Origin of the sequence: Staphylococcus felis, from assembly GCF_003012915.1 — a bacterium.
GTDB lineage: Bacteria > Bacillota > Bacilli > Staphylococcales > Staphylococcaceae > Staphylococcus > Staphylococcus felis.
On the sequence record NZ_CP027770.1, the window covers coordinates 1,832,494 to 1,844,734 of the forward strand.

At 33.4% G+C, this 12,241-nt stretch carries 10 protein-coding genes; 7 read left to right on the forward strand and 3 right to left on the reverse strand.

The features are described from left to right. Positions 1–80: 80 nt before the first annotated feature. Positions 81–530, forward strand: a complete 450-nt coding sequence (gene menI / locus C7J90_RS08540; protein WP_103209884.1) for a 1,4-dihydroxy-2-naphthoyl-CoA hydrolase MenI — start codon at positions 81–83, stop codon at positions 528–530. Positions 531–737: 207 nt separating this feature from the next. Here menI and C7J90_RS08545 read toward each other — a convergent pair whose 3' ends face one another. Continuing rightward, positions 738–1,046: a HesB/YadR/YfhF family protein gene (locus tag C7J90_RS08545; protein WP_103209882.1), complete on the reverse strand. Its 309-nt coding sequence runs from the start codon at positions 1,044–1,046 to the stop codon at positions 738–740. Positions 1,047–1,120: 74 nt separating this feature from the next. Next, a complete protein-coding gene (plsY, locus tag C7J90_RS08550; RefSeq protein WP_103209881.1) occupies positions 1,121–1,702 on the reverse strand; it encodes a glycerol-3-phosphate 1-O-acyltransferase PlsY in 582 nt (193 codons plus the stop codon). Positions 1,703–1,979: 277 nt separating this feature from the next. On the opposite strand from plsY, the gene parE reads away from it, so the two are divergent. From parE to C7J90_RS08575, 5 genes are all read left to right on the forward strand, one after another. Then, the gene (parE, locus tag C7J90_RS08555) at positions 1,980–3,980 is read left to right on the forward strand and encodes a DNA topoisomerase IV subunit B (RefSeq protein WP_103209879.1); all 2,001 of its coding nucleotides are present in this window, start codon (positions 1,980–1,982) and stop codon (positions 3,978–3,980) included. Beyond that, the gene (gene parC, locus C7J90_RS08560; RefSeq protein WP_103209878.1) at positions 3,977–6,388 is read left to right on the forward strand and encodes a DNA topoisomerase IV subunit A; all 2,412 of its coding nucleotides are present in this window, start codon (positions 3,977–3,979) and stop codon (positions 6,386–6,388) included. The genes parE and parC overlap by 4 nt, the downstream gene beginning before the upstream one ends. Positions 6,389–6,711: 323 nt before the next feature. Continuing rightward, on the forward strand, positions 6,712–8,181 hold the full coding sequence (alsT, locus tag C7J90_RS08565) for a glutamine transporter AlsT (protein WP_103209876.1): 1,470 nt from the start codon (positions 6,712–6,714) through the stop codon (positions 8,179–8,181). Between the two features lie 152 nt (positions 8,182–8,333). Beyond that, positions 8,334–9,182 carry a glucose PTS transporter transcription antiterminator GlcT gene (gene glcT, locus C7J90_RS08570; RefSeq protein ID WP_103209875.1) on the forward strand — a complete coding sequence of 283 codons (849 nt, stop codon included), beginning with the start codon at positions 8,334–8,336 and terminating at the stop codon, positions 9,180–9,182. A 75-nt stretch (positions 9,183–9,257) separates the two neighbouring features. Further along, the gene (locus tag C7J90_RS08575; protein ID WP_103209873.1) at positions 9,258–10,466 is read left to right on the forward strand and encodes an AI-2E family transporter; all 1,209 of its coding nucleotides are present in this window, start codon (positions 9,258–9,260) and stop codon (positions 10,464–10,466) included. 80 nt (positions 10,467–10,546) lie between these two features. Here the strand turns inward: C7J90_RS08575 and msrA are convergent, their stop codons facing one another. Beyond that, on the reverse strand, positions 10,547–11,071 hold the full coding sequence (msrA, locus tag C7J90_RS08580) for a peptide-methionine (S)-S-oxide reductase MsrA (RefSeq protein ID WP_103209871.1): 525 nt from the start codon (positions 11,069–11,071) through the stop codon (positions 10,547–10,549). Between the two features lie 137 nt (positions 11,072–11,208). Here msrA and C7J90_RS08585 point away from each other — a divergent pair, with 137 nt between their 5' ends. After that, positions 11,209–12,195 (forward strand): LCP family protein, encoded by a 987-nt coding sequence (locus C7J90_RS08585; RefSeq protein ID WP_103209870.1) that lies wholly within the window; start codon positions 11,209–11,211, stop codon positions 12,193–12,195. The last annotated feature ends 46 nt before the right edge of the window (positions 12,196–12,241 follow it).

The following is a 12,241-nucleotide window of genomic DNA, read 5'->3' on the forward strand; positions in this document are numbered from 1 at the left end:
GGTGTGGTTTCACTTCTGTCTTACTCTTCTTTTTTTGATGGAAAAACGAATTTATAAAGTTCGAGAAAGAGGGCAAAATCATGATTTATTCATTAACTGAAATTGAAGCTAGATATCAAGAAACAGACCAGATGGGGGTCATTTATCATGGAAATTATGCAACGTGGTTCGAAGTTGCACGAACAGATTACATACGTAAGCTAGGACTTAATTATGCTGAAATGGAGCAAGTTGGCGTTGTTTCGCCAGTCGTTTCGCTCAATATTCAGTATAAAAAAAGTGTGACCTATCCTGAAAAAGTAAAGGTTAAAACGTGGGTATCAAAGTTTTCAAAATTACGTTCCCGTTATAAATATGAAATATATAACGAAAAAGATGAAATTGTAACGACTGGTTATACAGATAACGTTATTGTCACAAAAGAAAATAATAAGCCAGTTCGTTTAGATAAAGCATTTCCAAATTGGTATGAAATTTATCATAGTGTAAATGAGCGCAATGAGAATCAAGAAGATATGGAGATTAAATAAAAGGTCGACAAACTTATAAATAAAAGAGTTTGATATATATGAGTAATCGAAAAAATTCGAGGTTTTCTGTAAAAATTCACGAAAAAATCTCAAAGTTTTTCCTTATTGAATAAAAGTAAACGCTAAGACGCATTTTTATTAAAAATCATCTTAGCGTTATTTATTTTGGGATTTATGTCCCCAGCATGTGCTTCTATCTATCATTTTTTATGAAGCTGTTTGGGTCTCAGCTTGATATATTATTTCATCATTATGAATGTCTATTTGTAAGGTATGATCATCAAAATACCATACATCTTTTTCAGCAACAACTAACCTTAAGCCATCCAAAATTTCTTCGTAACCAATTTCATCAATATCACGTTCAAATTCAACATTAAATGCTGGACTGAATCCTTGTTTAAGTTGAAATTCACCACCGTAACGTACGTAAAATTGTAATACTTTTTGTTCTTCTGGTAAATCCAACTCATCTTTAAACCATTGTATCGCATTATCTGTAAGTTCTATTTTCATATATAAACTCCTCTCAAACGATAGATATTTGCTTCTATTGTAAAGTGTTTGGACAAGAATTTAAACTTTTGTGATTACATCCATTTAATTTTAGGTTCTGTTCCTTTGATAATACGCTTAATATTACTTGTATGACGAAAAATCAATAAACCAGCAACAATAAAGCTTACAATTAATAAAACATAATCTTGAACAAAAAAAGAACCGATGCAACAACAAATTGCAGCTATGATACTTGATAATGAAACATATTTTGATAAATATAAAATAACAAAGAAAATCGTAATCAAGATTAAAAATAAAAGTGGATTAACCCCTAGTAATACCCCTGCACTTGTTGCGACTGCTTTTCCACCTTTAAATTTGAGGTAGATTGGATATACATGGCCAATGATAGCAAAAATACCAATGAGTAAACCGTGCATTTCGATATGGAATAGCATTGGCAAAAATACGACGATAAACCCTTTAAATATATCTAAAAAAGTGACGACAAAGCCTGCTGGTTTTCCTAATACTCTGAAACTATTTGTAGCCCCCGTATTGCCGCTTCCATGCTCTCTAATGTCAATATTAAAAAAGATTTTTCCTATTAAAACACCGCTTGGAATAGAGCCGATTAAATAACTGATAATGATGAGAACCAATACCATCATATGTTTTCACATCCTTTTAGTACCTACTCACATTTTAACACAATTGAATGTGATATGTATTGCGAAATTATGCGTGCTTATTAAAATATATAATAACAACGATGACAAATGAGTAGATTGACGATACTCATTTTGATTGAAACATTGAAGAAAGAAAAAAATTTAAAAGTAGATTATGAATCATTTTGTATTTGTACTTGCATTTTTGCAGTTTTTATATAAGAATATCTATTGTATAGTTTTAAAAACGAACGTATGTTTGTAGGAGGGGAATTACGTGTCAGCAACAATTAATAACAACTACTCGGATGACTCGATTCAAGTTTTAGAAGGTCTAGAAGCTGTAAGAAAAAGACCGGGTATGTATATAGGTTCTACAGATAAACGTGGCTTGCATCATTTGGTCTATGAAGTGGTCGATAATTCTGTAGATGAAATTTTAAATGGTTATGGTAATGAAATAAGCGTAACGATTAATAAAGATGAAAGTATTACAATTGCTGATAATGGACGTGGGATGCCGACTGGAATGCATCAATCCGGTAAACCTACAGTTGAAGTCATTTTTACCGTTCTACATGCTGGTGGAAAGTTTGGACAAGGTGGCTATAAAACATCAGGTGGACTTCATGGGGTTGGTGCATCTGTAGTGAATGCTTTGAGCGAATGGCTAACAGTTGAGATTCATAGAGAAGGTTATAAATTTGAACAAAAGTTTGCTCATGGTGGCATACCACAAACAAAATTAGTTAAAAAAGGCAAAACACGTAACCGTGGTACAATTGTTACATTTAAACCTGATTCAAAAATATTCAAAAGTACAACACAGTTTAACTTTGATATATTAAGTGAACGCCTACAAGAATCAGCCTTTTTATTGAAAAATTTAAAAATTACTTTAGAAGACAAGCGTGTGAATAAAGAGCGTACGGAAGTTTATCATTACGAAGAAGGAATTAAAGCTTTTGTTCATTATGTTAATGAAGGCAAAGAAGTACTTCACGATGTTGCGCTATTTCAAGGAGAATCAAACGGTATTGAAGTAGATGTTTCCTTTCAATACAATGATCAATACTCTGAAAGCATTATGAGTTTTGTCAATAATGTCCGTACTAAAGACGGTGGTACACACGAGGTTGGATTTAAAACAGCAATGACACGTGTTTTTAATGATTATGCTAGACGTATTGGTGAATTAAAAACGAAAGACAAAAATTTAGAAGGTAATGATATACGTGAAGGTCTTACTGCTATTATTTCAGTCCGTATTCCAGAGCAGTTGCTTCAGTTTGAAGGACAAACTAAATCTAAACTAGGTACACCTGAAGCAAGAAGTGCGGTTGAATCTGTAGTTGCTGAAAAGTTGCCTTTTTATCTTGAAGAAAAAGGGCAACTATCTAAAGCGTTGGTTAAAAAAGCTGTAAAAGCGCAACAAGCACGAGAAGCAGCTAGAAAAGCACGAGAAGATGCGCGAACAGGTAAAAAAAATAAGCGCAAAGATACTTTATTATCCGGTAAGCTTACACCAGCACAAAGCAAAAATACTGCCAAAAATGAGCTTTATTTAGTTGAGGGTGATTCTGCCGGTGGATCTGCTAAATTAGGTCGTGACAGAAAATTTCAAGCTATTTTACCGTTAAGAGGTAAAGTAATTAATACTGAAAAAGCAAAGCTAGAAGATATATTTAAAAATGAAGAGATTAACACGATTATCCATACAATTGGCGCCGGTGTCGGGAATGATTTTAAAATTGAAGATAGTAATTATAACCGTGTTATTATCATGACTGATGCAGATACTGATGGTGCTCATATTCAAGTGTTGTTACTGACATTCTTTTTCAAATATATGAGACCCCTTGTTTCTGAAGGACGTGTGTTTATTGCTTTACCACCACTTTATAAATTAGAAAAAGGCAAAGGTAAGCAAAAAAAGATTGAATATGCCTGGACTGATGAAGAGTTAGAGCAGTTGCAAAAGAAACTGGGTAAAGGTTTTTCTCTTCAAAGGTACAAAGGTCTTGGTGAGATGAACCCTGATCAATTATGGGAAACAACGATGAACCCGGATACGAGAACATTAATACGCGTTCAGATAGAAGATGAGGTGCGTTCTTCAAAGCGTGTATCAACACTTATGGGAGATAAAGTAGCACCGCGTCGTGAGTGGATAGAACGACATGTACAATTTGGGATGCAAGAAGACCAAAGTATTTTAGAAAGTGATGAGATTCAAATTCTCAGTGAAGATGTAATGGAAGAGGAGGATGTAGAATGAGTGAAATCATCCAAAATTTACCATTAGAAGATGTTTTAGGTGATCGATTTGGACGATATAGCAAATATATTATTCAAGAGCGTGCTTTACCTGATGTACGAGATGGACTAAAACCGGTACAGCGCCGTATTTTATTTTCGATGTATTCAAGTGGCAATACGTTCGATAAAAGCTTCCGTAAAAGTGCTAAAACTGTCGGTGATGTAATTGGTCAGCTTCATCCTCATGGAGACTCATCGGTTTATGATGCAATGGTGAGGTTAAGCCAAGATTGGAAGTTACGTCATGTTTTGGTAGAGATGCATGGAAACAATGGTAGTATTGATAATGATCCACCAGCTGCTATGCGTTATACAGAGGCAAAGCTGAGTTTAGTGTCTGAACAATTATTGCGTGATTTAAATAAAAATACTGTAGATTATGTTCCTAACTATGATGATACAGAAATGGAGCCTATGGTGTTACCTGCGCGTTTTCCGAATTTACTTGTCAATGGTTCTACCGGAATATCTGCAGGTTATGCTACAGATATTCCACCGCACAATCTTGCGGAGGTTATTACTGCAACTTTAAAATATATAGATAACCCTGACTTATCAGTGAAACAGCTGATGAAATATGTTAAAGGACCTGATTTTCCAACTGGCGGTATTGTACAAGGGATAGATGGCATTCAAAAGGCATATGAGTCTGGAAAAGGTAAAGTTGTTATTCGAGCTAAAGCTGATGAAGAGTCATTAAGAAATGGACGTAAGCAGATTATAGTTACTGAAATTCCATATGAAGTTAATAAAAGTAACCTTGTTAAAAAAATAGATGAACTGAGAGCTGATAAAAAAGTTGACGGTATTGTTGAAGTGCGTGATGAAACAGATAGAAGCGGATTGCGAATAGCAATCGAAGTGAAAAAAGATGTTAATACAACATCTATCTTAAATTTCTTATATAAAAACACCGATTTACAAGTGGCATATAACTTTAATATGGTCGCCATTAGTGAAGGACGTCCTAAATTAATGGGTATAAAAGCAATTCTTGATAGTTATGTGAATCATCAAATAGAAGTTGTCTCAAGACGGACTCAATATGATCTCGCAAATGCTGAAGAACGTATGCATATTGTTGAAGGTTTAATGAAAGCATTATCAGTCCTTGATGAAGTGATCGCTATTATCCGTAATTCTAAAAATAAGCGAGATGCTAAGGACAATTTGGTAGCTGAGTTTAATTTCACTGATGCACAGGCTGAGGCAATAGTAATGTTACAACTTTATCGCTTGACGAATACTGACATTGTTGCATTACAAGATGAACACAATGAGTTAAAAACTAAAATCGATGGATTACGCCATATTTTAGACAACCACCAAGCATTATTAGACGTCATTAAAGATGAGTTGCATGAAATTAAAAAACAGTTCAAATCACCAAGATTGTCAGTTATCGAAGCCAATATTACTGAAATCAAAATTGATAAAGAGGTTATTGTCCCAAGTGAGACAGTCATGCTAAGTTTAACGTATGATGGCTATATTAAACGGACATCTTTAAGAAGTTATAATGCAAGTGGGGAAGAGGACATTGGTTTAAAAGATAATGACTATGTGCTTAAGATTTTAGAAGTCAATACACAAGATACTGCACTCGTTTTTACGAATAAGGGGCGCTATCTATACATTCCAGTGCATAAACTAGCAGATATTAAATGGAAAGATTTAGGACAACACGTATCCCAAATCGTTCCAATCGATGAAGATGAACAGGTGCTAAGTTGTTTTGTACTCAGCCAATTTACAGACAAAGAAGTGATTGTGACAACGACGCGTAACGGTATGATTAAAAAAAGTGTGTTAGCAAACTTTAAATCAACACGTATTAATAAACCGCTTGTCGCTATGAAATTAAAGCAAGGTGATGAAGTTGTATCAGTTGTTAAATTAAACGCAGATGATGAATCTTCACTGATTACATTATTAACACATACTGGTATGTCTCTTACGTATCCACAATCTGAACTGCCTGATACAGGGTTACGTGCTATGGGCGTAAAAGCAATTAATCTAAAAGATCAAGATTGTGTTGTTATGGCTGGTACGATACAGCCAACTGATACAATTCTTATCGCTACACAAAGAGGAGCTTTAAAGCGTATTAGTTATCAAGTGCTACAAATTGCGAAACGTGCTCAAAGAGGCATCACTTTACTAAAAGAATTAAAAAAACAGCCGCATCGTATTGTAGATGCTAAAATATGTCGCCAAGATGATACTAAATATCGCATTACATCAGAGCAAAATAGTCATGAAGGACAAATTAAAGAGATACATTTATCTGAACAATACACAAATGGTAGTTTTGTAGTAGATACACAAACATTTGGTGATATACAGCAGCTACATGTATATTAATTCAATTTGAAATTTAAATAAGTATACTAAGAGACGAGATATAAACTATGATTGAGTTATATGCTCGTCTTTTTTGAGTGAGGCTTAGTCTGTTTGTACTAAAAAATTAATGAATATTGCATCAAAATGTACGTTTTCAAGCTAATTGTGTAGTGCACATGAGTTGAAAACAATCATTTGAACTTACTTTGTTTAATCAAATTGAAAGCGGTTTTTAGATATAAATAAAAAATAAATAGTCATCATAGGCCAACAATGATAGAATAAAGCTAGTTGTTTGAAAAATAGAAATAAGCAAAATTTAAAAGTAAAGAGGGATTAATGTGAGAGATTTTGATAGTTTAATTCCGGAGTGGTTTAAGACGTTCATACAGGTGGGGAATGATTTAATATGGTCTCAGTATTTAATAGGTTTACTATTAACAGCTGGCTTTTTCTTTACCATCAGTTCAAAGTTTGTCCAAATTAGATGGATACCTGAAATGTTTAGAGCACTAACTGAAAAACCGGAAACATTAGACTCAGGTGAGAAGGGGATTTCACCATTTCAAGCGTTTGCGATTAGTGCGGGCTCACGTGTTGGAACAGGGAATATTGCAGGGGTAGCCACAGCAATAGTATTAGGAGGCCCTGGTGCTGTTTTTTGGATGTGGGTTATCGCAATTATTGGTGCAGCAAGTGCTTTTATTGAAGCGACTCTAGCACAAGTATATAAAGTACACGATAAAGAAGGCGGATTCCGTGGGGGTCCAGCGTACTATATGACAAAAGGATTAAATCAACGTTGGTTAGGAATTGTGTTTGCTGTATTGATTACTATTACGTTTGCTTTTGTGTTTAATACTGTGCAATCAAACACAATTGCTGAATCTTTAAATACACAATATCAAGTTAGCCCTGTTATAACTGGAATCGTTTTAGCAGTTATTACCGGAATTGTTATATTTGGCGGTGTACGTAGTATCGCTAAATTATCATCAGCTATTGTACCTATTATGGCGATTATTTATATTGTTATGGTTTTAGGTATTTTATTGTTCCATTTTGATCAAATCATTCCAATGATTACAACAATTATTAAAAGTGCGTTTGGTTTTGAACAAGCGACTGGAGGGGCAGTCGGATTCGCAGTTTTACAAGGGATAAAGCGAGGACTTTTCTCGAATGAAGCAGGGATGGGGTCAGCTCCTAATGCAGCAGCAACTGCCGCAGTGTCACATCCTGTTAAGCAAGGTTTAATCCAATCATTAGGCGTTTTCTTTGATACGATTTTAGTATGTACAGCAACGGCAATCATGATTTTATTATATTCTGGGTTAGAGTTTGGTGAAAACGCAGCGCAAGGTGTAGCTGTTACACAAACGGCTTTAAATGAGCATTTAGGTAGTGCAGGTGGTATATTCTTAAGTGTTGCGATTACATTGTTTGCATTTTCATCTGTTATTGGAAATTATTACTATGGTCAAGCTAATATTGAATTCTTATCTAAAAATAAAGGTATTTTATTTGTTTTTCGTTGTTTAGTTGTTGTACTTGTATTTGTAGGTGCTGTGATTAAAACAGAAACAGTATGGAGTACAGCTGATGTATTTATGGGATTAATGGCAATCGTTAACATTGTTGCAATTATCGGGTTATCCAATATTGCATTTGCTGTTATGAAAGATTATCAACGTCAACGTAAGGAAGGCAAGCGCCCGATTTTCCGTCCAGAAAACCTTGAAATTAATTTGTTTGGTATTGAATGTTGGGGAGAACAATCTCAAAATAAGAAAGAATATGATCAACATTAAGAAGTATAGTATTAAGGCTGGAGCAATTTATTGTTCTGGCTTTCTTTTTTGAAAAGAAGTGTATCATTGAATAGAATTTGAAAACTTATAGCTTTCTTTATGTTGAAAAAATCTATATAATCTGTTAAGAAAGATTTAGAGGAGTAGATAACATGAATTCATACACAATTAAGAAAGTCCTCAATAATAACGTATTAATTTGTCAGCATCAAAATGATGAAGTTGTGGTCATCGGTAAAGGCTTAGGTTTTAAAATGAAACCGGGGATGACAATAGATAATCCAGAAACCATTGAAAAAGTATTTACGTTACAAAATAAATCTGATCAAGATCATTATAAAATGTTAATAAAGCAAATAGATGAACATGTACTAAGAGTTGTGATTGATTCGGTTCAAATGATTTTATCATATTTTGATTTAAATAATAAAGAGTCTTTTATTGTTGCTTTAACAGATCATTTAATCTTTGCTTTTAAACGGCTTCAAAACAATCAACTTATTACAAATCCTTTTTTAAGTGAAACAAAATATAGTTATCCAGAGGCTTATAAGATTGCAAAGCGAGTTGTAGCTCGTATTAATTTAGAATTAGACGTTGATTTTCCTGAAGATGAAGTAGGATTTATTGCGCTTCATATTGCGTCACAAATTGATGATGTCAACATACAAGACACTCAAAAAGTTGCACAATTAATCAAGAATATAGTCACTTTGATTGAGCATGATTTAAATGTCAACGTCTCGACTAGTTCAATTCAGTACCAACGTTTTGTAAGACATATTCATTTTTTATTACAGCGTCTAAGAAAAGATGAACATTCTACAATTGATTTGAATTTCGAAAACCTTCTGAAAGCACAGTATCCACTTTGTTATAATGTAGCTGTGAAAACGAGTCAAATGGTTCAATCTCAAATTAATAGTCAGTTGTATAGTGCAGAAATCGCATATTTAACTTTACACATTTATCATTTGTCGCTTGTTTCCAAAAGTGAATAAGTTGTGTGGACAAGCTATTATTTGAAAATGAACTAGGTATGAGGATAGTTATAAATTAAAGGTGTGGTGAAGCGAATGACAGAAAAAGAAACACATACAAAAGCAAATTCTAAGAACTTAGATATTAGTGAAAGTCGTTTTATGAAGTTTTTTGGGGGAAAAGATTTAATATTTACTTTATTGATATTTATTTTGATCGGTATTGTTATTTTTATCTTTGATCGCGTATCATACATTTTTCAACCTTTTATTATTATTTTTAATACAATTGTAGCGCCGGTTGTTGTTGCACTTATTTTGTATTATTTATTTAATCCAATCATCAATTTTATGGAGCGTTATAACATCAAAAGGGTTTGGGGAATTGTCATTTTATTTTTAGTGATAGTTGGATTAATCACACTTGCTGTTAATTTATTAATCCCTGTTGTCTCAATTCAATTCCAGCGTTTATTGAATAATTTCCCAAATTATTTAAATAGAGTAACATTATTTTTTAATCATATTACACATATTCCACTGTTATCTGATTATTATGCACAGGTTGAAAATGCTATACATGGCTTACAAGATAAACTACCATCATTCGCTGATACTTTTAGCTCGAAGTTACGTACCTTTGCAGAAACACTGGTTAATATTACGGTTGTTATTGTAACGGTGCCGTTTGTACTATTTTTTATGTTGAAAGATGGCTTTCGCTTTAAGGAAGCAACGATTAAGGTGACGCCACCCAAGTTCCGTAAAGATGTTCATGATTTACTTGATCGAATGAGTGAGCAAGTTGGATCCTATATTCAAGGACAAATTATTGTTTCATTTTGTATTGGTTTTCTTTTATTAATTGGGTATTCCATTATTGGATTAGATTATGCATTGATATTAGCTAGTATTGCAGCTGTTACAAGTGTTGTGCCTTACTTAGGGCCTACAATTGCGATATCGCCAGCCATTATTATCGCTTTAATCACATCTCCGTTTATGTTAATCAAATTAATTATTGTTTGGACATTAGTTCAGTTTATAGAAGGCCACTTTATTTCGCCAAATATTATGGGTAAAACATTACGTATACATCCCTTAACGATTATTTTTGTCTTATTATGTGCAGGCAATTTATTAGGCATTGTAGGTGTTATTTTAGGTATTCCAACGTACGCTATTTTAAAAGTTCTAGTGTCTCATTTATTCATGTTATTTAAACGACGTTACAACAAATTTTATTCAGATGAATACGGTTCATATGAAATTATTGAAAATAATAACGATGAAAAGATGTTATAAAAAAGTAAACTAAAAGCAGAATGTTAAGTGATAAATATAACATTCTGCTTGATTACGTTTTGGTGAAATAAGTTACATAGTTATTTGTCTTTATAGGCATGTTGTTTAGCGTATTGTTGACGTTCTTTTTCTTGTTGTTCGAAGCGCTGAGGATTTTTTAAATAAAAATCTTGATGGTATGTTTCAGCAGCAAAAAATGTTGTGGCAGGTAATATTTGAGTAGCAACCCCTTTATCATGGTAAAGGGTGTTTTCTAATGATTTAATATAGTCTTCAGCTACTTGTCTTTGATCGTCATTCGTATAGAAAATAGCTGTACGATATTGACTTCCGCGATCTTGGTACTGACCGTGCTCATCAGTAGGGTCAATAACAGAAAAGAATATTTCTAACAGTTTTTGGTACGAAAATAGTGCGACGTCATACTGGATTTCAACAGTTTCAAAGTGACCTGTTTTTCCAGTTTTCACCTGTTCATATGTAGGATGATCTACGTGGCCTCCCATATAGCCAGAGACTACTTTTTCGATTCCATCATATTGATCAAATGGTTTTGTCATGCACCAAAAGCATCCGCCAGCAAAATAAGCAGTATTGATATTCATAGAAACGTTCCTTTCTTTTAAGACATTAGTCTGATTATTTCAGTTTTCGCTTGATTTTTAAAAAATTTTTATATAACGTTAATATGTATTTATTATATTACATAGATACCCAATTTTGAAGATATAAGGTTGATAAGATGGCAGACAATAATTTTGAAACAAGAAAAAAGACGATACCACGTGAAACTCTAAAGCGCAGAAAAAAAAGAAAGTTACGTAAATTCCCTTTTATATTATTAGCGGTAATTCTTATTTTAATACTTATCATCGTATATAGTCTTTCTAACTATCAATCAGGTTTAGAAGTGGCTAAACAAAATAATCAAGCACCGAAGTTATATAAATTTAATGGTGCAACTAAGAATGATGGTAAAGCAACAGTGCTAATATTAGGGGCAGACCGAGAAGATGGTGGCGTGTCACGTACGGATTCAATTATGGTTGCTCAGTACGATTATATTCATAAAGATATGAAAGTAATCTCTGTTATGCGTGATATTTATGCGGATATACCAGGTTATAATAGTTATAAGATTAATTCAGCTTTTTCACTCGGGGGTCCTGAACTTTTAAGAAAAACTTTAAAAGAAAATTTAGGTATAACTCCAGAGTATTATGCGATTCTAGATTTTAAAGGTTTTGAAGCGATGATCGATGAGTTAGCACCTAATGGTATCCCGATTGATGTAGAAAAAGATATGTCAGAAAAGATAGGTGTATCACTTAAAAAAGGGAAACATCGTTTGAATGGTAAAGAACTGCTAGGCTATGCCCGTTTTCGTAATGACGAAGAGGGTGATTTTGGTCGAGTGAGACGTCAGCAGCAAGTGATTTCAGCATTAAAGCAAGAGCTTGTGAATCCGACTTCTATTTTCAAGGCACCAAAGCTTGCAGGTATTATGCGCGGATATGTTAGTACAGATATGCCAGATTCTACAATTTATCAAACAGGATTAAATTTTGTTGTACGAGGCGATAAAGACATTAAAACATTAAGTGTACCAGTGAAGGGCAGTTATGAAAATATAACAACAAATGATGGTGCCTCTGCACTAGGTATTGATAAAGAAGCGAATAAAAAGCGCATTGAAGCATTTTTAGAAACTAAGTCAAAATCAAAATAGTCTCCTATATAAATAAATAATCGAACGTGTAATGCATTAAAAACTT